Source organism: Chryseobacterium culicis, assembly GCF_900108365.1.
In the GTDB taxonomy this organism is placed as follows: Bacteria; Bacteroidota; Bacteroidia; order Flavobacteriales; family Weeksellaceae; genus Chryseobacterium; species Chryseobacterium culicis.
On sequence record NZ_FNWQ01000001.1, the window covers coordinates 309609 to 333989 of the forward strand.

At 37.7% G+C, this 24381-nt stretch carries 20 protein-coding genes; 7 read left to right on the plus strand and 13 right to left on the minus strand.

Annotated elements, in window-relative coordinates; translation table 11 throughout:
• Nucleotides 1-137: 137 nt before the first annotated feature.
• From groL to BLW74_RS01455, 7 genes are all read right to left on the minus strand, one after another.
• On the minus strand, nucleotides 138-1763 hold the full coding sequence (groL, locus tag BLW74_RS01425) for a chaperonin GroEL (protein WP_089689689.1): 1626 nt from the start codon (nucleotides 1761-1763) through the stop codon (nucleotides 138-140).
• A 53-nt stretch (nucleotides 1764-1816) separates the two neighbouring features.
• Nucleotides 1817-2176, minus strand: coding sequence for a four helix bundle protein (locus BLW74_RS01430; RefSeq protein WP_089689690.1), 360 nt, complete (start codon nucleotides 2174-2176; stop codon nucleotides 1817-1819).
• Between the two features lie 34 nt (nucleotides 2177-2210).
• On the minus strand, nucleotides 2211-2489 hold the full coding sequence (locus tag BLW74_RS01435; RefSeq protein ID WP_034696138.1) for a co-chaperone GroES: 279 nt from the start codon (nucleotides 2487-2489) through the stop codon (nucleotides 2211-2213).
• 116 nt (nucleotides 2490-2605) lie between these two features.
• Entirely contained in the window at nucleotides 2606-3397 is a 792-nt protein-coding gene (locus BLW74_RS01440) for a TerC family protein (protein ID WP_089689691.1), read from the minus strand.
• Nucleotides 3384-4595, minus strand: coding sequence for a cation:dicarboxylate symporter family transporter (locus BLW74_RS01445; protein ID WP_089689692.1), 1212 nt, complete (start codon nucleotides 4593-4595; stop codon nucleotides 3384-3386). Before BLW74_RS01445 ends, BLW74_RS01440 begins: the two co-directional genes overlap by 14 nt.
• A gap of 43 nt (nucleotides 4596-4638) precedes the next feature.
• Nucleotides 4639-5925 carry a CitMHS family transporter gene (locus BLW74_RS01450; RefSeq protein ID WP_089689693.1) on the minus strand — a complete coding sequence of 429 codons (1287 nt, stop codon included), beginning with the start codon at nucleotides 5923-5925 and terminating at the stop codon, nucleotides 4639-4641.
• A gap of 27 nt (nucleotides 5926-5952) precedes the next feature.
• Nucleotides 5953-6645 (minus strand): DUF2490 domain-containing protein, encoded by a 693-nt coding sequence (locus BLW74_RS01455; RefSeq protein WP_089689694.1) that lies wholly within the window; start codon nucleotides 6643-6645, stop codon nucleotides 5953-5955.
• A 295-nt stretch (nucleotides 6646-6940) separates the two neighbouring features.
• Between BLW74_RS01455 and BLW74_RS01460 the strand changes: the two genes are divergently transcribed.
• A complete protein-coding gene (locus BLW74_RS01460; protein WP_228424722.1) occupies nucleotides 6941-7909 on the plus strand; it encodes a sensor histidine kinase in 969 nt (322 codons plus the stop codon).
• Nucleotides 7902-8600: a LytR/AlgR family response regulator transcription factor gene (locus BLW74_RS01465; protein WP_089689695.1), complete on the plus strand. Its 699-nt coding sequence runs from the start codon at nucleotides 7902-7904 to the stop codon at nucleotides 8598-8600. The genes BLW74_RS01460 and BLW74_RS01465 overlap by 8 nt, the downstream gene beginning before the upstream one ends.
• A 58-nt stretch (nucleotides 8601-8658) precedes the next feature.
• Here the strand turns inward: BLW74_RS01465 and BLW74_RS22765 are convergent, their stop codons facing one another.
• From BLW74_RS22765 to BLW74_RS01480, 3 genes are all read right to left on the minus strand, one after another.
• Nucleotides 8659-8793 (minus strand): hypothetical protein, encoded by a 135-nt coding sequence (locus BLW74_RS22765; RefSeq protein ID WP_262484685.1) that lies wholly within the window; start codon nucleotides 8791-8793, stop codon nucleotides 8659-8661.
• A gap of 463 nt (nucleotides 8794-9256) precedes the next feature.
• Entirely contained in the window at nucleotides 9257-11644 is a 2388-nt protein-coding gene (locus BLW74_RS01475) for a M1 family metallopeptidase (protein WP_089689697.1), read from the minus strand.
• Nucleotides 11645-11712: 68 nt separating this feature from the next.
• Nucleotides 11713-12291, minus strand: coding sequence for a HupE/UreJ family protein (locus BLW74_RS01480; protein WP_089689698.1), 579 nt, complete (start codon nucleotides 12289-12291; stop codon nucleotides 11713-11715).
• A 151-nt stretch (nucleotides 12292-12442) separates the two neighbouring features.
• Here BLW74_RS01480 and BLW74_RS01485 point away from each other — a divergent pair, with 151 nt between their 5' ends.
• Nucleotides 12443-15661: a S8/S53 family peptidase gene (locus BLW74_RS01485; RefSeq protein WP_089689699.1), complete on the plus strand. Its 3219-nt coding sequence runs from the start codon at nucleotides 12443-12445 to the stop codon at nucleotides 15659-15661.
• A gap of 81 nt (nucleotides 15662-15742) precedes the next feature.
• On the plus strand, nucleotides 15743-16258 hold the full coding sequence (locus BLW74_RS01490; RefSeq protein ID WP_089689700.1) for a DUF6702 family protein: 516 nt from the start codon (nucleotides 15743-15745) through the stop codon (nucleotides 16256-16258).
• 248 nt (nucleotides 16259-16506) lie between these two features.
• Here BLW74_RS01490 and BLW74_RS01495 read toward each other — a convergent pair whose 3' ends face one another.
• Together BLW74_RS01495 and radA are read right to left on the minus strand one after the other, a co-directional pair.
• Entirely contained in the window at nucleotides 16507-17100 is a 594-nt protein-coding gene (locus BLW74_RS01495) for an acyl carrier protein phosphodiesterase (protein WP_089689701.1), read from the minus strand.
• Nucleotides 17101-17222: 122 nt separating this feature from the next.
• On the minus strand, nucleotides 17223-18572 hold the full coding sequence (gene radA, locus BLW74_RS01500) for a DNA repair protein RadA (RefSeq protein ID WP_089689702.1): 1350 nt from the start codon (nucleotides 18570-18572) through the stop codon (nucleotides 17223-17225).
• Nucleotides 18573-18709: 137 nt separating this feature from the next.
• Here radA and BLW74_RS01505 point away from each other — a divergent pair, with 137 nt between their 5' ends.
• The 3 genes from BLW74_RS01505 to yidC all read left to right on the plus strand — a co-directional run bounded on the left by BLW74_RS01505 (nucleotide 18710) and on the right by yidC (nucleotide 23117).
• A complete protein-coding gene (locus tag BLW74_RS01505; protein ID WP_089689703.1) occupies nucleotides 18710-19279 on the plus strand; it encodes a YceI family protein in 570 nt (189 codons plus the stop codon).
• Between the two features lie 252 nt (nucleotides 19280-19531).
• A complete protein-coding gene (locus tag BLW74_RS01510; protein WP_089689704.1) occupies nucleotides 19532-21139 on the plus strand; it encodes a CTP synthase in 1608 nt (535 codons plus the stop codon).
• Between the two features lie 178 nt (nucleotides 21140-21317).
• Nucleotides 21318-23117, plus strand: a complete 1800-nt coding sequence (gene yidC / locus BLW74_RS01515) for a membrane protein insertase YidC (protein WP_089689705.1) — start codon at nucleotides 21318-21320, stop codon at nucleotides 23115-23117.
• Between the two features lie 132 nt (nucleotides 23118-23249).
• On the opposite strand, the gene BLW74_RS01520 is transcribed toward yidC, so the two are convergent.
• Nucleotides 23250-23834: a ribonuclease HII gene (locus BLW74_RS01520; RefSeq protein WP_089689706.1), complete on the minus strand. Its 585-nt coding sequence runs from the start codon at nucleotides 23832-23834 to the stop codon at nucleotides 23250-23252.
• Nucleotides 23835-24381: the final 547 nt, after the last annotated feature.

Genomic DNA, 24381 nt, shown 5'->3' on the forward strand with positions numbered 1-24381 from the left:
TAATTAGGGCAATATCATAGTAGATTTAGCTAATTTAAAATATTATCATAAAGTTCTACTACGGGAAACCATAAAACAAAAAACCGCTCCACAAAAGTAGAACGGTTAGTATATTAATCTGCCGCGGTCGCTGACCGTTACATCATTCCTGGCATTCCGCCACCCATTGGCATAGCCGGTTCGTCTTTTTTCACTTCAGTGATCACACATTCAGTGGTAAGAAGCATTCCAGATACAGAAGCTGCATTTTCAAGAGCAACTCTTGTTACTTTAGTTGGGTCAATGATACCTGCTTCAAGCATTTGAACGTACTCGTCAGTTTTCGCGTTGTATCCGAAGTCTCCAGATCCTTCTGCTACTTTCGCAACAATTACAGAACCTTCACCCCCTGCGTTGGCAACGATTTGTCTTAATGGCTCCTCGATCGCTCTTTTCACGATTTTAATCCCTGTATTTTCGTCAGCGTTAGCACCAGAAAGTTCGTTTAGTGAAGAGATTGCTCTTACTAAAGCAACACCACCACCAGCAACGATACCTTCTTCTACAGCAGCTCTTGTAGCGTGTAGCGCATCATCTACTCTGTCTTTTTTCTCTTTCATTTCTACTTCAGAAGCAGCACCTACGTAAAGTACGGCAACACCACCAGCTAACTTAGCTAATCTTTCCTGAAGTTTCTCTCTGTCGTAGTCAGAGGTTGTAGTTTCCATCTGAGCTTTGATCTGAGCTACTCTTCCTTTGATTTTCGCTTCATCACCACCACCGTTTACAACCGTTGTATTGTCTTTGTCGATGGTTACTTTCTCAGCAGTTCCAAGCATATCTAAAGAGATGTTTTCCATTGTGAAACCTTGCTCTTCAGAAATTACCTGTCCACCTGTAAGGATCGCGATATCTTCTAACATTGCTTTTCTTCTGTCTCCGAATCCCGGAGCTTTTACAGCAGCAATTTTAAGAGAACCTCTTAGTTTGTTTACCACCAAAGTAGCTAAAGCTTCACCTTCAACTTCTTCAGAGATAATTAATAGAGACTTACCACCTTGTGCAATTGGCTCAAGAACCGGTAACAATTCTTTCATTGAAGAGATTTTCTTCTCTACTAAAAGGATATATGGGTTTTCTAGTTCAGCTAACATTTTCTCAGGGTTAGTCACAAAGTAAGGTGACTGGTAACCTCTGTCGAACTGCATACCTTCTACAACATCTACCGTTGTATCAATACCTTTAGCTTCTTCTACAGTAATTACACCTTCTTTTCCAACTTTTCCGAAAGCTTCAGCGATTAACGCACCGATTGTTTCGTCATTGTTAGCAGATACAGAAGCTACTTGCTTCACTTTATCTGTAGAATCTCCCACAGCCTGAGACTGTGCTTTTAGGTTTTCAACCACTGCACTTACAGCTTTGTCGATCCCTCTTTTAAGATCCATTGGGTTAGCACCTGCAGCTACGTTCTTAAGACCTTCTCTTACGATAGCCTGTGCCAATACAGTAGCGGTAGTAGTACCGTCTCCTGCGATATCATTAGTTTTGGAAGCAACTTCTTTTACCATTTGAGCTCCCATATTTTCTACTCTGTCTTCAAGTTCGATTTCTTTTGCAACAGACACACCATCCTTAGTTACGTGTGGAGCACCGAAAGATTTTTCGATTACTACGTTTCTTCCTTTAGGTCCTAAAGTTACTTTTACTGCATTAGCCAATGCATCTACCCCTCTCTTTAGAGCGTCTCTTGATTCAATATCGAATTTTATTTCTTTTGCCATAATTTTAAGCTTTAGGCTATAGGCTTTAAGCAATAAGCTTTTACCTTTAGCAATTAATTATTGTTTAATAATTTTTTTCTGAGTTGTATAAGTTTTTGTCTGGTTAAATTCAGTGTTGCATTAAGATCTGCTATTTTATCTTTAGAAGTGAAACCTAAATCACAAGAAAGTAAAAGAAGGTATTCCGTTTCGTTTGTAGAACCTATACTTATATCTAAAAATCTTGCGAATTCTTTGTCTGTGAATCTTCCACAACCTTCTGCGATATTGGTAGGAATAGAAACTGCTGCTCTTCTTATTTGAGAAGCAAGACCAAAAAGCTCTGATTTAGGAAAATTTTCAGAAATAGTATAAATTTCTTTTACCAATTCATGAGCAATTTTCCAGGTATCATATTTTTTGTAGTCTCTCATTGCCTACTGCTTATAGCTTAATGCTTACTGCATTTTACCCAATAATTCCTAATAAATCAGCTTCTCTTACGATTAAGTAATCTTTACCTTCCAATTTTAATTCAGCACCTGAATATTTACCGTAAAGAACTTTGTCACCTACCTGAACCGTTGTAGGTTCGTCTTTTTTACCAGGACCTACTGCTACTACAGTACCTTCTTGCGGCTTTTCCTTTGCAGTATCCGGGATAATAATACCTGAAGCTGTTTTAGTTTCTGCTGCTATTGGCTCTACCAGAACTCTGTCTGCCAATGGTTTAAAGTTTACTGACATAATATATTTAATTTTTTAATTATTTCTGTCTTCTAATTCTCTAAATGTATGCCATGAGACGTTGATGGCTGAAATGGCAGACTTTTAATTCCGAATGTGAAAATTTGGCAGAAAAATTAGTTTTTGCGGGCCGGAAATCCGAAAAGATAACTTGTGGCTACCGGCACTATAAATAAGAGAACAGTAATGGCAGAAACCAGAATTTCCATGGTATGGCTGGCTAAGAACTGAGCAAATGCCGTAGCAGGGTAGAAGTGCTCATATAACGAAAGACTTAGTTTAATACCTAAAATAGCAATGACAATAAAAGCGGCAGTCTCCAGGAAAGGGAATATCTGCATTAAACGAACAAACCACTGTGCAATAAAACGCATTGCTAAAATCCCTATAAATACCCCAATGGTAATCAGAAGTAAGTTATCTGAAAAAGCTACTGCGGCAAAAACATTGTCTATGGAGAACGCAAGATCCATTACTTCTACAATAGCAACTGTTGCCCAGAAATGGCCCAAAAGCCCGATTGAATTTTTATACAGCCAGCTGGATTCTTTGTCAGGATTTTCGTCCTGATTTTCCTCATCATTTGTGTTTTTTATTTTTTTGATAAACCAGTCGGCAGAAATATAGATCAGGTACAGTCCTCCCAGTGGTTTCAGCCACCATACAGAGATCAATACCGATGCAAAAATAAGAGCCAGTCCGCGGAATACATATGCTCCGAGAATTCCGTATTTCAGGGCTTTTTTTCTTTGATGTTCGGGCAGATCCATAACGATGGTTGCCAGTACAGCTGCATTGTCTACAGAGAGAAGGCTTTCGATAAGGATAAGATTGCCGATAATAGCAAGCGATTTTGCAGGATTTTCTAATAGATCATTCAGGAGATGTGTGAAATCAGGAAATATCATTTTTTAAGGAGATAGAATTTTGGTTAAGTTTTGAAATAATGGCAGCAGAAACTGAAATGCCGATGAAGTTGGTAACAGATCTGGCTTCGTTCATAAAACGGTCTATGCTGTATAACAGGGCAAGATCTGTGGTAGGAATTTTTCCGAAGCGGCTTAAGGTAAACATCAAAGCAAGGAAGCCCGAACCGGGTACTCCCGAAGCCGTTTTTGAGGCAATTGAAATGGTGATAAAAAGCCAGAAATAATCTTGCAGCGTCAGATGAATATTATAAAACTGGATCAGGAAAATACATGAGATTGAAAGATAAATACACGCTCCTGCCAGATTAAAATTGTACCCGAGCGGAATAATAAGACGGAGAATTTTCCGGTCGTACCCTTGTGATTCCATCTTGTCGAAGATCATTGGGAAAGCGGTCTTTGAAGAAGATGTTGCTACAACAAGGATAATTTCTTCTTTGATGCTGATCAGAAAATCCCAGAGGTTAATTTTAAAGTAAGCCGTTATAACGCCTAAGACTCCGAAGATAAAGAACACACTGGTAAGATACACCGTGGCAACAATTTTACTTAATGGCAGTAAGGTATTAATACCATATACTGAAATTCCATAAGCAATGTTAGAAAAGATAACTATCGGAAGAAATAAATAAACATATTTGATAAGCTTGAAAAACAGGTTTCTTCCTATATCTATAGTTTTAAGAATATTATTTTTCTTCTTTGAAAGACCAATGGCAACGCCTGCAGATAGGGATATGATAAGGAAAAGAACATAGTTGCTGATATGTAAAGGATTTGAAGTTTGTGTTAAAAATCTCTCCGGAAGCGCTTTGTGGGAAGAAATAATAATGCCTGTATTAGCGCCCGGTTTCAAAAGAAGACCGGATCCGATTCCCAATACAATACTAACAGAGGTGATGATTACAAAATACAAAATCATCTGGGTTACAATTTTAAAAGCGTTTTTTGTGCTGAAAATATAGCTTACTCCATACGTTACGGCAATGAAAATAACAGGAATGATTAAAACTTCAAGAAGCATGAAAAAATAACTGCTCACTGTTTCCAGGTGCTTGCTTACTTCAGGGAAATAATAGCCGGTTAATGCTCCGCAGATAATCGCTGTGAAGACATAAAGCGTGAGATTTCTCAGATAAGAGTCTGTAAATGTTTTTTGCTTAGCCGTTTTCATCATTTACTTTTTTAGAGGTAAGATTACAAGATCCAAAGATATAATCTTAAATAATACCAAGAGCCAATGCGCTCAGCAACATTACGATTGATGATCCGATAGCCCATTTCAGGGTAAATTTAAGATGGTCAGAAAATTCAACACCCGCTAATGAGACCAACAGATATGTGGAAGGTACCAAAGGACTTAAGAGGTGAGAAGCCTGCCCCACAAGACTGGCGCGTCCCAAAATATCCGGAGGAATGTTCAGCTGGCTGCCTGTGGCTGTAATAACCGGCAGTATTCCGAAATAATAAGCATCGTTAGTAAGGAAAAAGGTAAGCGGCACACTGAATACAGCAGTAATAACGTTCAGGTAGCTTCCCCAGGTTTTAGGAACAATACTGATAATGCTGTTTCCCATAGAGCTCATAATTCCAGTACCGTTCAGAATTCCTGTGAAAATACCTGCCCCGAAAATCATTCCCGCTACAGATAGCGCATTTCCTGCATGTTTTGAGATGATTTTCTGCTGGTCCTTCAGTTTCGGATAATTGATTACAGAAGCAATACAGAAAGCAATCATAAAAGCAACTCCCAAAGGAATAATATCCAGAATCATCACGCAAAGGAGAACAATGGTCAGGATTAAATTGATAATGATAAGTTTAGGACGTCTTAACGCAGGGTCATTCTCACCGGCAATATCCTGTCCGCTGTATTTAGTATATTTCCCATGCCTGCTGATTCTTTTTTTCTCCCGTACTCCCAGGATATAGGCAACAAAAAATACCCATACCAACCCGATCACCATGACAGGAATCATAGGAACGAATATTTCAGTATGTCCCAGTTTAAGAGAACTCATTACTCTGGCAGTAGGACCGCCCCAGGGTAAAATATTCATAATACCGCCTGCAAGCATGATAATGCAGGTGAGAACCAGAGGATTCATTCCCTGTTTTTTATAAAGCGGAAGTAATGCTGCCACTACAATAATATAAGTGGAAGAGCCATCGCCGTCCAGAGAAACCAATGTGGTGAGAAGGGCAGTTCCGATGGTTGTTTTTACAGGATTATCTCCCACAGCTTTTAATATAGCATTCACGAGCGGCTCAAAAAGCCCGGTGTCAATCATCAGGCTGAAGTACAGGATGGCAAAAATCAGCATAACCCCTGTAAGTGCTATTTCTTTTACGCCCTCTTTCATCATTTTCCCAAGATCGGGCCCGAATCCTGCCACTACAGCAATCAATACAGGTACAAGGACTAAAGCGGTAAGCGGAGTCATCTTTTTGTTCATGATGAGAATCATGAAGATGAAAATCATTAAAAAACCAAGAAATGTAAGCATAGTTTTATGTAAATAGTATTGAGGTTATTATTGTTTCTTTTTTCTCCAGTCAAAACTGTTTCTGAAACCTATAAATCCATAATTGCTTGTTTTTTTGGTTTCCAGCTGATTGATAAAGGCAAGTTCCAGTGCAGAACTTTTGCCTAATTTTATTCCGAGGCCTGCCGTAATACGATTGCTGTCGAAAGGTTCCAGCTTATCCACATTCATTCGTATTTCATTTTTAAGAATACCATAGAGTTTTTCTTTTTCTCCTTTTTTATTGAAAGGAATTCTCACAGAAATAAGATATCGGATCCTTACCTCGAATTCGTCAGGATTGCTGATGAAACGTTCTTCCACTCTAAGCCGGTTAGAGATGGAGGTTCTGCCAATGTAATAATCAGCAGTTACCTGTTGGAAAGGTCTTTTTTCATATCTTATCTTTTTAGAATCGTCGGCGTTATAAGATTCGAGGATCAAAAACATAGCCCCCGCGGCAGGTCTTATATTTTCTGCCACTTCATAGTCTACATACGCGTTTACCAGGAAAAGCCTTGTGTCGTAAGCCAGGTCAAAGGACCGGTATTGGGTAAGCGCGGTTAAAGTACTTTTATCGGTGATCTTCGCAGACATCAGGTATTGAAACCACATATTGTAATTGTCTTTACTCTGACTGCGCAAATGGCTGCCTAGCAGGCAAAATGATAAAATAAGCGTTAATTGTATATTAAGTTTCATGTAATATTTGATTAATATTGCGGTTTCTCAAATATATTTATTCGAAGGAGCGGGCTTAGATTTTTTCAATCAATGACAGTTTTTCTCAACGAACTGCATTTTGAGACAAAAAGATATTATATTTGATGCGTTTCAAAATACGGTACGAACTATGTTTTTAATCATTAATTTTATCATTATATTATTGATTATCAGGATTTTATTTAGCGGTAAAATTCTGGAAAGTCTTATGAGGTACCGTTGGAAGTTTTTGTTGAGGTTTCAGCATATATTTTTCCTTTTTATCTTCATTTTGATGACTTATTTCACCGAAAACTACTTCCTGGATTCTGCTCAGCTGGTGGTAAGCATTATTTTGAATACAATTTTCAATATTGGAATTTATTATCTCGTCTACTATTATCTTGTTCCCAGATTCTATTTATCCAACAAGTATCCGGAGTTTATCCTCTATGCGCTAATCTGTTTTCTGGTGTCCAGTCTTTTCAGGATTCTGTGGGAGCCGGCAGTTTTTCAGATAGATTTCAGCGAAAAGGGGTACCACGTAGGTTTTCTCTATAATGTGTATATCTCGCAGGGGATCATAATTCTGGTGGGATCTTTTTTAGGAATTACCAAAGACAAATTTTTAATAGAGCAGGATGTGATCAGCCTTGGAGAAGAGAAAGACCAGCTTTATCTTGATCTGCTGAAATCTAAACTGAATCCGCACTTTCTGCTGAATACCCTTAATAACATCTATGCCAACAGTTTTACCCAGTCGGAAAAGACATCGGATTCTATTTTGCAGTTGAGCAAACTACTGAAATATATTATTTATGACAGCGGAAAAGAAAAAGTAACCGTTTCCCAGGAGTTTTCTTCCCTGAAAGCGCTTGCCGCTCTATACCAGCTTAAGTATAATAACCAGCTTGATATTGTAATGGATATTGAGGAGCAGGAAGCATTTGACATTGCTGAGATTCCGTCTGCTATATTGCTTACTTTATTCGAAAATGCCCTAAAGCATTCGGCAATAGGGGAAGAAGCTCATAGTTTTATAAAACTGTTCTGTAAAATTGAGCGCTCCGAACTGTATTTTGAAATTATAAACTCTGTCGGGAAAGATAGAATTCAGCCGGTTGAATCCAATTATCACGGGTTGGGTAATGAAGCAATTATTCATATATTAGAAAAATTTTATCTGGATCAGTATGAGTTTTATTCCGGCCCGAAAGAAAATGATCAATATAAAATTGCTTTAACAATTACTATCAATGGCTAAGCTTACTATTGTAAATGTAGATGATGAGTATCCTGCATTGCAGCTTGTAAAACAATATTGTGATCAGCTTGACGATGTTGAGCTGCTGGCTTCGTTTCAGAAACCGGAAGAAGCACTGGCTTTTTTGAAAGCCAATAAAGTAGATCTGGTTGTTTTCGATATCAATATGCCCGGGATTAATGGAGTAGAGTTGTTACAGCAGCTTCCGGATCCGCCCCTGTGTATTTTTCTTACTTTGGAAACAAAATATGCGGTGAAGGCCTTTGAACTGGATGTTGTGCATTATCTTATAAAGCCAGTAGATTTTGATACCTTTAAAAAAGCAGTCAATAAAGCAAGAGATTTTGTTCAGTTCAGAAGCTCGGCCAGCAGCCAGCATCAGGAAGATTATATCATGTTCAAATCCAACTATGTGATGAACAAGGTTTTTCTTAAGGATATTTTATGGATACAGGGATTTGGAGAATATATTGTGCTGATGACCCCATTGAAAAAATATATGATTTTGGAGAGAATGTCTAATTTTGAGGAGAAATTTCAGCATTTCGGGTTTATCAGAATCCATAAGTCCTATATTGTATTATCCGATCATATTAATTCTTATAATGCCGGCCAGGTTTTCCTTAAAAACGGAGAAGAGCTTCCGCTGGGGAGAACCTATAAAAAGAATCTAAAAGCTCACTTAAGCTAAAAAAAGAAAAGCCGGAAAAAGTCCGGCTTTTCAAAAATTGTTATCTGATGGTTACATACTAAGGGCAATATTGTCCCGGTCCGATCCACAGGATGCACTGTCCTTTGTAATTGTACTCACAGCAGAAACGTCCTGCTGCTCCGCCATTGATTGATTTCTGGGCGTCTCTGCTTAATAATTTAGCATTTTTCATAGTTATAATATTTTGATTGTACGTTCCTGAGCATTTAAAGTCAATCAGGATTTTGACATTTGGTGTAAAAGAAGTAAATCAAAGATACTGTTTTTCCTTATAATGTGATATATATTGTTGCGTTTTTTTTGAAATAAAATTTTGATTATCAACGGCTAATGATTTTAAGTTGGTCGTGTAATCAAAAAAGCCGGAAACGTCCGGCTTTTTCAAAATGGTTATCAGGTTAGCAGAACCCGAGACAGTTTTGACCCAGTCCAAGTCTGGCTGCAGATCCGACATTAATGGGCTTTTGAGTTTCTGTTATTTTTAAGCAGAATATTATATTTTATCGAAAGAAAGATAAAAGTGATTAAAGTCTTTATCAAAAAAATGAGCACTACTTATTATTGAAGAGAAAAAATTTAAGTTCTTTTTAATAATAAGTAGTGCTATTATGTTGTCAGTTACAGCTTAGGTATTTTTAGCTCTTTCCTGCGGCCTGCATCGGATTAACCTTACCGGTTGAGCCTCCTCGTACAGAACCTGCTTCCTGCTTTTGCTTAAAGAGCTGGAATTTTGAAGTTTCAGCACCGGATCCGGCGCTGCTCCAGAAGTTATTGGTCGTATCAATATCAGCTGTTTCTCTCATCGGATCCAGTTGTATAGATGTTACTTTTTTATTAAAATAGTATGTTTTGGAGACTTTTTGTTCATTCAGTCTCCAGATCTGTGCGGCAGATTTATCATACACTTTGGATCCGTCTTCAAAAGTAAACTCAAGGATAATCGGCATTACCAGTCCGCCTTTGTTCACAAAATCAATCTGATATCCGGTAATATTTTTAAATTTTTCTTTATCCTTGGCATCTAAAGGAAGACCCGCCTCTGTTTTGATGGTGTATTCCTTATTATGATCTACCTTTTCCTGACCTCTGTCATATCGGTAATAGAAATCCTGAGCGTCCTTATCACCGTCAACATAGAATTTGATATTTTTGTCTTCTCTGTTCCTGATTTTGGAAAGATCTTCAAAACTGTTTACCAAAGGCTTTTCCACCTGATATTTTACTTCAGCGGCAGCTTTTGGATCTGTCTCAAGATTAGGAACTGCTACCGTTACTTTATCAATCGCAATATCTACAGGGTCTGTACCATAGAACCATCCTCTCCAGAACCAGTCAAGGTCTTCACCGCTGGCATCTTCCATGGTGCGGAATAAATCTGCAGGTTCAGGATGTTTGAAAGCCCATCTTTTGGCATATGTTTTAAATGCTTTGTCGAAAAGCTCTCGTCCCATGATGGTTTCACGAAGAATATTCAGTCCTGTAGCCGGTTTTGAATAAGCATTCGGGCCGTACTGAACAATATTTTCAGAATTGCTCATGATAGGCTCCAGCTGGTCTTTCGGCAGTTTCATATAATCTACGATCGTCCACGCAGGACCTCTTTTCGATGGAAATTTATTATCCCATTTTTCTTCTGTAAGATATTCTGTAAACGTATTCAGCCCTTCATCCATCCAAGCCCACTGTCTTTCATCAGAATTGATGATCATGGGGAAGAAGTTGTGGCCCACTTCATGGATAATTACCCCGATCATTCCGTTTTTGGTACCTTCAGAATAGGTTCCGTCTTTCTCAGTTCTTCCGAAGTTGAAACAGATCATCGGGTATTCCATCCCGTTGGCAGCTTCTACAGACTGCGCTACAGGATAAGGATATGGAATGGTAAACTCCGAATAGGTTTTGATAGTATGCGCTACTGCTTTGGTAGAAAATTTTCTGTACAGTCCATAAGATTCTTTCGGATAGAAACTCATGGCCATTACCTTATTATTATTTTCAGGAATCGTTACACGCATTCCGTCCCATACAAACTTTCTGGAAGAAGTCCATGCAAAATCGCGAACATCTTTCGCCTCAAATACCCATGTTTTTCTTTGCTTTGAATGATTTTTTTCGGCTTTTTTGGCCTCATCCAAAGTTACAATTTCAATAGGTTCAGCCGCATTTTCAGCTTTTTTATATCTTGAAAGCTGATCAGATGTCAATACCTGATCATAGTTTTTACACTCACCGGTTCCTCCTACAATATGATCGGCAGGAACATTCATAGAAACTTTAAAATCTCCGAAAACCAGAGCAAATTCTCCTCTTCCGGTAAACTGATGGTTTTGCCATCCCTGGAAGTCGCTGTAAACGCACATTCTTGGATACCACTGTGCCATCGTATACAGATCATTGCCGTCTTCAGGGAAATTTTCGTAACCTCCCCGGCCTCCCATCTTGATTCGGTTGGAAATATTATAGTTCCAGTCTACCTTAAAAATGAATTTTTCCCCCTTTTTCAAAGCTTTAGGAAGGTCAATACGCATCATCGTCTTATTGACTGTGTACTTCAAGGGATTACCAGAAGCATCAGTTACTTTTTCAAGATTCACTCCATAGCCATTGTCTTTTACAGGAAGCTCAGAAACCTTAAGCTGCTGGTCTGTAGTGGAGGGACGGAGTACAGAAGAATTGTCATAACCTGCATTTCTGATGCTTGAGTGTTCATTTTCATCAAGCTGCAGCCAGATATAATCCAGTTCATCCGGAGAATTGTTGTAGTAAGTTACAGTTTCTGAACCTTTCAGATTTCTTTTGTCTTCATCCAGATAAGCAGAAATGTTGTAATCGGCTCTGTTTTGCCAGTATCCGTGTCCCGGAGCTCCTGAAGCCGTTCTGTAGATGTTGGGTGTGGGCAGAATGGTTCCCAGCTGCTCAAACTTGTTGCCATGATTGCTGCCCGGGTTATTCTGAATATTTTGTGCGGTGAAACCTGTATATGCAAATACAGAAAGTGAAAGTATAACAACTTTTAGTTTCATAACCGAAAATGATTTATTAATGATCAAAGATAGGAATAAGCAGTTGAAATAATAAAAATATTTAACTTTTAAAACGGAATTCTTTCCAAAGTCATTTTTAGCGAAAGCGCAAATACCCCGGAAGAAACAAACAGAATCCAGTCTTTTTTATTCACTTTAAAAAGATTGAGCAGGATAAAGAGAACAATTAAAATAGCAGTCACAATTACGATCTGACCCAGCTCAAGACCAATATTGAAGCCAAGCAGAGGCAGAGCAATACTCTGGCTTTTTGCAATCATTACCCTGGCGGTATTGGCAAAACCCATTCCGTGCACAAGCCCGAAGATCAATGCAAGGTAATAATTAGCCCGCATTAAAGTCTGCTTCTGATTTTTCATCAGGATATTATCCAGTGATGTCACAACAATAGTCAGAGGAATTAGAAATTCAACCCAATCAGAAGGAACCCGAAAAACATCCAGAACGCTTAAAGCTAATGTAATAGAGTGCCCGATCGTAAATGCAGTGACAAGAATCAGAATTTTTTTCCAGTCACTGTAAGAATACACGGCAATTAACGCAAGAACAAAAAGCTGATGGTCTAAGGCATCCAAAGAAATGATATGTTCCCATCCTAGATGTAAATAAAAAAGAAAATCCTGCATTTTGGTTAAAAAATTTTATATTTTAAAGGTTTTGTTAAAATGATGTTAATTTTATTATTTAATTTAATTTTTAAGCATAATAATTATTAATGATTTGCTTTATTTTGATTCTAAATAAAAATTGTATAATTGTATTGCTTAAAAATGAATTATGGATATTAAAAAATTATTCTCTACAAAAGTACACATTTCGCCCGGAGGAACGAAAGTTCTGCGAAATGCAGCCGCAGCATTTCTGGGATTATATTCCTATGCTTTTTACGGACAGGTTCAAAAATTAGATTCCCGGTTTGATATTTTATTGAAAAATAAAGAAAGTATCACTAACGGAAGATCTGTAAAAGAACTGGAACGTCCTGATATGAAGCTTGACCAGCATTTGGTAGTGACCTCAAAAGGGGCACAAACCATGTACTCATGTATTATCTACACTAAAGAACCTGAAAAACTGAAAGCCGATGGTTTTCTTGTACAAAGCCAGCTTCCGACCTTTTCTACAGCCTTAGTTACTATTGAAGATATTGAAAGACTTACGAAGCTGCCTTATGTAACTTCTGTAATGTCACCGGAATTTGATGAGCTTCATAATGATGTGAGCAGAGCGCAGTCCGGGGCCAGTCTTTTGCAGGACGGAGTCTTTAATAACACAGCCTATAACGGTACAGGTGTACTAGTAGGGATTTACGACAGTGGAATAGACTGGAAGCATCCCGATTTCAGAAAAGCTGATGACCAGACTAAAAGCAGAATTGTTTCCATCTGGGATCAGACATTAACCGCACAGGCAGGAGAAACAGCACCGACAGGATTTTCAACAGGTGTGGAATATACCAGAGCACAGATTGAAGATGAACTGGACGGAACTCCGGCAGGTTTCGTTCGTGAAAATGATATCAACGGCCATGGAACCCATGTTTCCGGTACTGCCGCAGGAAATGGCGCTGCTTTTGCCGACAAAAGGCATAAAGGATTTTCTTCTGATGCAGACATTGTCTTTGTAAAAGGAGGTAACGGATCTTTTCCTACCACCAATACCATTAATGCTTTAACTTATTTCAAAAATGTAGCGACTGCACTCAACAAACCTATCGTTGTCAATATGAGTATTGGCGGGCAGGGAACTGCGCATGACGGAACTTCCAGTCATGAAGTGGCGGTTAACAGTTTTACCACCTCCGGAGCAGGAAGAGTAGTAGTGATCTCAGCAGGAAATGATTATGGGGCTAATCTTCACAGAAAAGTGGATATTGCAGCCAATGCCTCTCAGACCTATAATTTTACTGTAGCCAGCAATACTTCTGCAGCAAATGTATTTTCATTCATTATGTATGCCAATGACAATACTCCGGTTACCGCAAAGTTAACAACTCCTGACGGGCAGCAGTATACTCAAAATATAAGCACCAATACTGCTCATAGCATATTGGGTGGCGGTATTACGGCTACCATGTATAATTACTGGGGAAATGATAATAACAAAAGATATGTTCAGCTGGTTGTTGCCAGAAATTCAGGTACTACCAATGTTCAGGGAAATTATACGTTGGAGATTACCAATAACGGAACACAGCAGATTACAACTCACGGATGGCTGTACAGCCAGGGCGTAGCAACCACATTGCAAAACGGAGATAATGAATATATCGTAGGATCTCCGGGAAATGCTTCTAATGCAATTACAGTGGCTTCATACATGGGAAGAGCTAGCTGGTATAGCGGAACAAGCGGCTATTTTACGCTTACTCCACAGGAATCTATCTCTTCATTCAGCGCACAGGGACCTAGGGTAGATGGTGTTCAGAAGCCTGAGATTGCCGGTTCAGGACAAAATGTTATTTCATCCAGATCCTCTGATTCTTCTCCCGGTACTACGGATATTATTGCCGGAACCAATTATTATGTGAAAAATCAGGGAACAAGTATGTCCTCACCTGGAGTAGCCGGCGCGGTAGGGTTACTGCTTCAGGCCAATCCTTCATTAACGGCTGCACAGGTGAAAGCCCGTCTTACGGCCAATGCAAGAATGGACGGTGCAACAGGTACGGTTCCGAACATGAGATGGGGATATGGAAAACTGGATATCTATAAGGCCGTTACTGATGAATTGGGCTGTGTGAAATCCAATTTTGAGACGATAGGCTATGATGAGCCTTATATAATTGCGAATACGGAATCTAATTATTATTTTGATAATATAGCCCTGGCAGTAAGATATACCCCTACATTAACCGGAAAGCTGGGAGGTTTTTCTTTCTTAACGGGTACTACACTTTCTTCGGATATCCCGGTAGATATTCAGATCAGAAAAGTGAATGCCAATGGTAACCCGGGAGATATTATTGCTACCAAAACCATTACATCATGGCTTAATAATACACAAAGATTTACCTGGAATTATGTAAATCTTTCCGATTTGAATGTACAAATGGTAACCGGAAAAGAATTTTATATCGTAGTTAACGGATTAGGCGGAAGAATTGCCATGAAAGCCGAGAGTGCTGTGGTGAACAACAGGTCTAAAACCTCTGCAGATGGAACCACCTGGACATCCAGAACATTTGACCTTAAAATGAGAGCGACCGTGTTTGAAAATGTAGCTGAAGTAAAGAATTTAGCGACATCCAATCAAACGAAAGCCGGCACCGTAACCAGTGGAAACAATTATTTCACCAATGCCTGCCAGCTGATTGCAAGAGTTGAAAAAGAAACTGCAAGTACGGTTACGGGAAATGTGACCTCAAAAGTATGGGTGGATAATGCGCAGCCAAACTACGTGGCAAGAAGATACGAAATCAATTCTGATACTAATACTGCTGCCGCTACAGGTAAAGTAACTTTGTATTTCAAACAGGCTGATTTCGATGCTTATAATCTTACAAATGGTATAAAACTACCCACCTCACCTACGGATGTAGCCAATAAGGCAAACCTTCTTATTGAAAAATATGCAGGCACAAGTACTACTGGAACTGTAGCTTCCTTTGGAGGAACAGCCACAGTAATTACTCCTGATATTGCAGACATCATCTGGAATGATACATACCAATACTGGGAAGTAAGCTTCCAGACAACAGGTTTTGGCGGATATTTTGTTAAAACAGGAACCACCCTGGGAACAGCAGATGTTAAAATCAATTCAGAGGTTAGCATTACGCCTAATCCTGCGAAAGATTTTGTAAATGTAGCACTGGGAAGACATTCTAAAGCAGCTGTAACAATTTATGATGTTTCAGGAAAATTGGTGAAAACTGTAAATTTAGATGCTAATTCTGGCAGAATTAATGTTTCAGAACTGGTAAAAGGAACGTATCTGTTCACCATTGTACTGGAGGATCATACAAAAATTACGAAAAAAGTAATTAAAGAGTAAGACTTCATCATCAAATTCAAATAGTAAAGCAGCAGTTTCTATAACTGCTGCTTTTTTTATCTTTGCTGTAAAATAAGATACATGTCTCGTAAGTTTTTTTGGAGTTTTTTATTAGTGCTAATGATGGTTTTTCAGAGTTTTACGAAAGGTGAGGCCTTTCACCCTTACCATGTAGGTTCCGTAGAAATTAATTATAATGCGAAATCCAGAACATTTGAAGTAACAGGGAGATTCTTTCTTGATGACATGGAAAACAGTTTAGGAAAAAAATACGGAGGAGCGTTTCATTTTAATGATGAAAAATATAAAGCAAAACTGAATGATGCTCTACAGAAATACTGTGCAGAATATTTCAAATTAAAAGCTGATAACAAATTCATAAAAGTCAATTATATAGGATACGAAGAAGATCAGGAATCTGTAAATATCTTTATGGAGTCTGAGCCGGCGCCCGCGCCTAAAAAAGTGGAAACGGCAGTCAGTTTTTTATATAACCTTTTTGATGATCAGATCAATATTGTTCATATTATTGTGAACGGACAAAGAAACAGTGAAAAACTTACCTATCCCAACCGATATCTTTATAAGCAGTTTTAAACATATCATGATTCAGCTATAAAAGTTGAGTAGGTCTACAACTCTATTTGGATTATTTTAATTTAACGCAAAGATTTAGCCTATTGTTTTATCTGTGTTAAGGAAGCAGAGGTAAAATCAACTTCATTGATTCCTTCTAAGCATACTCATATCCATTCCGCTTATTCAGCGACTTTGTCGCTCCTTCTTAGCTCACTTCTAATAAGCTATTTTAATATCAACTTTGCGTTTTAAGCAAATCGGAAATATTAATTTTCCAACTGAATCAAGGTATTAATTCCTTTCGCATGAGCGAGTAAATCAGGGAAAAAGTCATCATAACACTGCTGAAGATGATCTTTATTCTTTAAAAAGGCTTCAAAAACAGGAATATCTTTATCAAGATACTTCGCTTTATTCAATACATTCTGAATGCTGAATTTAATGCCCCAGTCTTCACGGTAATGATAAAGCCAGTCATCATGCTCCATTTTGACAAGCATTTTTTTGAAATTTTCCGGCAGCCACTGCTCATTGGCATTCAAAACACTGTAAACATGAAGAGAGTGGGCTTTCCACTCTGCCAGGGAGTTTAACGACAAATCTCTGGCTACAAAGTGATCCATCGAAACATCTACAAAAGCACCTGCATAGAGTCTTACCAAAGGAGCAAATACTTTTTTGGCTTCATGAATGGCTGGGTGGGAATCCGTAAATGTATCAATGGCTCTGTGCAGAGTAATTCCGTCCTGAATATCTTTAGGAAAAGAAAAACGTTCCCTGTTTCGGATAAAATCTTCAAGAAACTGCCCTACGATCTGCCCGTCGGTAAAAGAAAGAAATGAATGAGCCAGATAATTCATAATTTAAAGGTATGAATTAAATGTGGATAGTGAAAGGTGAAAAGTGAATTCGCTTCGCTTGTGAATTTTTATCCACACTCCAATTGACGATTAACTTGCGGAGCAAAATTAACCATTCACCATTAAAAAAGCCTCTCATGAAAATCCTCAATCTTGCTCACTTCTTCAATCTTGATTCCGAATTTTCTCTTCGGGATTTTATTAAGATTGGAAACAAATATTTTCTCATAACCTAATTTTTCAGCTTCGGTAATTCTTTGTTCTACCTGCGCTACAGGACGTATCTCACCGCTTAATCCGATTTCTCCGGCAAAGCAGTAATGTTCTGAGATGGCAATATCTTCATTCGATGAAAGAACGGAAGCAATCACCGCCAGATCCAGTGCGGGATCATCTGTTTTTATTCCTCCGGTGATATTCAGGAAAACGTCTTTTGCTCCGAGTTGGAAACCTGCTCTTTTTTCCAGAACAGCCAAAAGCATATTCAGCCTTTTGGAATCAAATCCGGTAGAACTTCTTTGAGGGGTACCATAAACAGCTGTGCTTACCAATGCCTGAATTTCCAGAAGCATGGGACGGTTTCCTTCCAGGGTTACCGCTACGGAGTTTCCGGAAAGCTCTTCAAATTTCTTAGTGATCAGAATTTCTGAAGGATTTTTAATTTCCTTCAGTCCCTGAGAAACCATTTCATAGATGCCAATCTCAGAAGTAGACCCGAAACGGTTTTTATTCGCTCTTAGCAGTCTGAAAAGGTGATTTCTGTCTCCATCAAAATTCAGAACCACATCCACCATGTGTTCAAGAACTTTGGGCCCTGCAATTTGGCCGTCTTTGGTAATGTGGCCGACAAGAAATACAGGGGTATTGTTTTCTTTGGCATATTTGATAATCTCATTGGAACATTCCCTAATCTGAGATACGGTTCCCGGAGAACTTTCTATCAGCTGAGACTGCAGCGTCTGAATAGAATCTATAATCATAAAATCCGGCTCCAGTTTCTTTGCTTCATGAAGAATTTTCTCTAATGAAGTCTCCGTGAACAGAAAACAGTTCGGGTTTTGAATATCCGTCAGTCTGTCCGCTCTCATTTTAATCTGCGAAGCACTTTCTTCACCGGAAACATAGAAGATTTTTTTCTTCATTTTCAAAGCAAGCTGAAGCAGCAGGGTAGATTTTCCAATTCCCGGTTCACCGCCAATCAGGGTAACGGATCCTAAAACGATTCCGCCTCCTAAAACGCGGTTCAGCTCTTCAGAAGGTGTTTTTATTCTCGGTTCCTCACTCGTTTCCACTTCAACGATATTGATCACATGCTGTTTGGTTTTTGAGAAAGGAGGGGTTTTGTGAGAAGGTTTTTCCACCACCTCTTCTACTAAAGTATTCCATTGTCCGCAGTTTTTACACTGTCCCATCCATTGGGAGTATTGAGATCCGCAGTTTTGACAGAAATATGCTGTTTTCAGTTTTGCCATACTGCGAAGTTATAAAAAAGCATTTTTCTATCAGAATCTAAATGCATGTAATATTAAAAACTAATGTACTTATGGTCGGAATATCTTTCATATCTTAGCTTCATTCAACTAAAGTATTAATGTAAAATATCATTACAATGAAAAAAGTATTCTTATCTTTCATATTTACGCTTTTAAGTGTTGCAGCGTTTGCGCAAGGTACCTGGGAAGCAGACCACATGCATTCTTCTGTTAACTTTACGATTAAGCACATGGGAATTAGCTTTGTGCAGGGGAGGTTTGATAAATTTGACGGAAGGGCAGCTACCAGTGGTGCTGGTCTGGATAAGGCAGATTTAAGCTTCTCCGTAAGTGTTGCTACCATTAATACCGGAGTTAATGTAAGGGACAGACATTTGGTAAGTGAGGATTTTTTTGATGCGGAAAAATATCCAATAATTGAATTTAAAAGTTCTTCTGTAACCAAAGATAAAAACAATAATTATATCGTTAAAGGGAAACTGACCATGAGAGGAGTGGAAAAAGAAATTACTGCGCCTGTTACTTTTGGTGGAATTACGAAGAACAAAGATGGAAAAGAAGTGATGGGAATTCAGACGAAATTTACCGTAAACCGTCTGGATTATGGAATCAAATATGATCCAACAGCTGCTGGTATTGCAAAAGATGTTGAGGTAACGGCTTACTTTGAACTGGTAAAACAGTAACCTCTTAAAACATAAAATATAAAAAGGTTTTCCGCTCAAATGGAAAACCTTTTTGATTATAAAACCCTTGAATTTGCTTTGAATTTTTAATGAAAAAACAGGAAGATTACCACTTCATTTCTTTTGATTAGATTAAATACAGATAAAATTTTATCAGGTTTTATAATTGTTTGAAGGATGTTTTTCCATTTTCAAAATCTAAATAATTGCTTTGTATCTCTTTTTCCCCTAACTTTGCACAAACCTAATCTAATGAGTAAAAAGAATACAAAGTACATCTTTGTGACAGGAGGTGTAACTTCATCTTTGGGAAAGGGAATCGTTTCTGCTTCTCTGGGACTTCTACTAAAATCACGCGGCTTTAATGTAACGATCCAAAAATTAGATCCTTATATCAATATCGACCCAGGAACTTTGAATCCTTATGAACACGGAGAGTGTTATGTGACTGAAGATGGTGCGGAGACGGATCTGGATTTAGGCCACTACGAGCGTTATCTTGATGCTCCTACATCCCAAAACAACAACGTTACCACAGGAAAAATCTACCAGACTGTTATTGAAAAAGAAAGAAAAGGAGACTTCCTTGGAAAAACAGTTCAGGTAATTCCTCATATTACTAACGAAATCAAACGCAGAATTAAAATGCTTTCCAAGCAGAACTACGATATCATTATTACTGAGATCGGAGGAACTGTAGGGGATATTGAATCTTTACCGTACATTGAAACTGTTCGCCAGTTGAAATGGGAGTTAGGAGAGAAAAATTCTATGGTAATTCACCTTACTTTACTGCCTTATCTGGCTTCAAGTGGAGAATTGAAAACAAAACCATCTCAGCATTCCGTTCGTCAATTGATGGAAAGCGGAATTATGGCAGATGTTTTAGTTTGCAGAACAGAACATAAAATCCCTAAAGATCAGAGAGCGAAATTAGCTCAGTTCTGTAACGTTCCTTTAGATAACGTTATCGAATGTAAAGATCTTGAAACTATCTACGAAGTTCCAATGTATCTTCAGAAACAGAATTTCGATGATGTAGTACTGAAAGAACTGGATCTGAAAAGTGATAAAGACGCAGATCTTAAAGACTGGAAGAGTTTCCTTAAAAAATTCCAGAATCCTAAGAAAACCGTGGAAATTGCATTGGTGGGAAAATATGTTTCCCTTCAGGATTCTTATATTTCTATTGCCGAAGCATTCAAACATGCAGGAGCAGACCTTGAAACTGAAGTAAAAGTAAGATGGGTGTACAGTGGTGATATTACAGAAGAAAATATTAAAGATACACTGAAAGGTGTGAATGGTATTCTTGTGGCTCCAGGTTTCGGAGACAGAGGAATCGAAGGAAAAGTTCTTACTGCAAAATATGCCAGAGAAAATAAAATTCCAATGCTGGGGATCTGTTTAGGAATGCAGATCATGACCATTGAATTTGCCAGAAATATCTTAGGACACACAAAAGCCAACTCTATGGAATTTGATACCGCTACTCCTGATCCTGTAATTTCTTTAATGGAAGAACAGAAAAATGTAGTGGATAAAGGAGGAACAATGCGTCTTGGAGCATGGAAATGTACTTTGAAAAACGGATCTAAACTAAATGATATCTACGGAGCCAAAAATATTTCTGAAAGACACCGTCACCGCTATGAATTCAACAGTGATTATCTTCAGGAGTTTGAAAAAAATGGTTTCCTTGCCACAGGAACGAATCCTGAAACAGGATTGGTAGAAGCACTTGAGCTTCCTGATCATCCTTTCTATGTGGGAGTTCAGTATCATCCGGAATATAAAAGTACGGTAGCGACACCACATCCTCTGTTCAGAGCTTTCATCAAGGCTTGCGAAAAGAAATAAGGTAAAATTTTATCATAAACGTCTACACATAAACTCAGGCTGATTATTCTCAGCTTGAGTTTATTATATAGTAACAACGTAAAGCATAGAGTTTTGATAAAAAAACAGTATTTTTGTCAGCTCAAATTACGTACACCGGTACGTACATTTTAAATTTAAAATTTTAATATAAAATAAAATGCAACAAAACAACGGAATCGATAAGAAGCAAATGATTAGTTTCGCGGTTTTATGCCTGGTTCTCTTCGGTTTTATGTTCTACTTCCAGAACAAACAAATGAAAGAAGAGGAGTTAAAAGCTCAGCAGCAGAAAACGGAACAGGTAAAAAACGCCGTAAAACAAACTCAGGCAAACAATATCAATCCAAATGTAACTCCTAATGCTATCCAGACGGCAAGTCTTGGAAATAATGAGTTGAAACTTGAATTTTCAAGCTTGGGAGGACAGGTTTCTAAAGTAGAGCTTTTAAAGTACAAAGCTTACAACCATAAAACAGACAATGCAGATCAGCCTCTTTATCTGATCAATAAAAATAACTCGAACTACGGTTTTCAGTTTAAAGATAAAACCGGAAAGGTTATCAATACTAAAGATTTAGTTTTCTCACCTACTGTTAATGGCAATGCGGTAACCTTAACTGCAGATTACAATGGTGCTGTTATTCAGTTCATTTATACGCTGCTTCCAAAATATACTCTTGATTTCAAAGTTAGAACTCAGGGACTTTCTAAAATTACTTCAGACAATAAAGCAGATTTCATCTGGGATTATAACGTAAGAAACTTAGAAAAAGGGAGAGCTCAGGAGCAGTCTCACTCAGAATTTTCTTATGCCTTCAATAATTATAAAGACTATGATTATGATGGAAGAACCACCATGGATGAAGAAAAGGAAACCCTTAACTGGATTGGTGTAAAGCAACAGTTTTTCTCATCAGTAATTGAAGCTAAAAACGGATTTACCCAAAGTAAAGGAAATCAGGAAAATGTTGAAGAAGGAGAATATCTGAAGAAATTCAATTACGAAGGTTTTGTTCAGATGACCGGAAGTGAACTGAACCAGGATTTTACATGGTATTTCATGCCATTGGATTTACCGTTGCTTAAATCTTACGATAAAAACTTTGATGAAATTCTTCCGTTAGGATGGTCTTTCATTGGAGCGATGAACCGTTATTTCTTCATGTGGCTGTACAGTCTTATTGCTGCGTGGGGATTATCAGCAGGATGGGTAATTTTTGTAATGACTATCATTGTAAAACTGATCTTATCACCTATTATGTATAAGCAGCACAAATTAAGTGCAATGATGAAGGTGATCCGTCCGGAAATTGATGAGGTGAATGCGAAGTTCAAGGATGCTGATCCGATGAAGAAGCAGCAGGCTACGATGGAAGTGTACAGAAAAGCCGGAGTGAATCAGATGGCGGGATGTTTACCGGCTTTGGTTCAGATTCCGATTTTCTATGCTTTATTCCGTTTCTTCCCGAACTTTATCGACCTTAGAGGACAGGGGTTCTGGTTTGCGAAGGATTTAACAGCTTATGATGATTTGATCAAGCTTCCGTTTAAAGTTCCTTTCCTTGGAGATCACCTGAGTATTTTCGCATTAGCTTGTACGGTTGTTATTTTGATTTATACAGTGATGACTTCAGGAAATATGCAGCAGCCACAGCAGGAAGGAATGCCAAATATGAAAGTATTAATGTATATCTTCCCGATTACATTCCTGTTCTTCCTAAACACTTCCGCTTCAGGTCTTTCATGGTATTATTTTGTATCCAATGCGATTAATATCTTAATTATCCTTGTTATTAAGTATGTGATTCTGGATGAAAAGAAGATCCACGCCCAGATTCAGTCTAATAAAGAAAAGCCTAAAGCAGAAGGCAAGTTCCAGAAGAGAATGAGAGAAATGATGGAGAAAGCTCAGGAACAGCAAAAAGTACAGGAGCAGCAAAGAAATAAGAAGAAGTAATTCTTACAATTATAGCATAAAAAAGAGAAGCAGTTATTGAATTGCTTCTCTTTTTTATTTTGTGTTTTATTTAGAATGGTTTTAAATTTTCCGTTGATTTATAAGAATTCAATAATAGGAAATCAATTGTTTTTAGTCATATTTTAACCTAAATGACTGTCTGTGATATTGGGTTGGACCAAATTTAATAAGGGCTTCCTGATGCTTTTTTGTAGCATAGCCAAAATTGGTATCCCAGCCATACTCAGGATGCTCATCATGAAGCTGAATCATTAAGGTGTCCCTGTAGTTTTTAGCAAGAATTGAGGCTGCTGCAATAGATAATACCTTAGAGTCTCCTTTTATAATGCACTGGTGCGGAATGTAATTATAGGGATGGAATTTATTACCGTCAACCAAAATAAGCTCAGGTATAATTGTCAGCTTATCCAAAGCCCGGTGCATCGCATGAATACTTGCGTTAAGAATGTTATGTTCGTCAATAAAGGAAGGAGGAAGCTCTGCTATAGCATAATTCTTTACATTATCTTTGATATAGCTGTCCAGATCCATCCGTGTTTTAAACGTTAGTTTTTTTGAATCGTTAACCAGATTTTGCTCAAAATCGTCATTTAAAATGACCGCTGCTGCCACTACCGGTCCGCTTAAGCACCCTCTTCCCACTTCATCACATCCCGCTTCGATGTAGAGGTTTGACCAGTTTTTTATTAGTTCCATATTGCTCTTAAATAACTTTACAAAATTAAAAAAACAAATGTATAATTCATTGTTTGGCTGCATGATTCTGCCAAAATAATAACTAACAGTCATCTTTTCAACACACAATTTCCAAAATAAATCCAATGAGTTTTTCTTACTAAAAAGAAGTTTTTTTTGATAAGAATGATATTATTTGTGATTCTTTATGTTATTTCTCTTTTTGGTGAAGGTTAGGATATGAATTAATAATATTCTTAGAATTCAAATATTATTGTGTTTTTATAAATGAAACTTTGTTTAAGTGTTGTAAATCAGTATTTTATATTCTGTTCACTTAATGACTGTATTAATTATTTTCATTAAAAATAACATTATGGTATTAAAAAAATTATGATTTAATTTTTTTTTAACAATTGTTAAAAAGAACTTTTTTAACAAAAATTAATATTGTATTTGTTGTTTTTGTTGATAATAGTTAAAAATTTTATTTTTTTTTAAGAAAATCCTTTGTCTTTTTAAGAAAGTTTTACAAATTTGTAGCCTGTAAAAAATAATTGAATTTGAT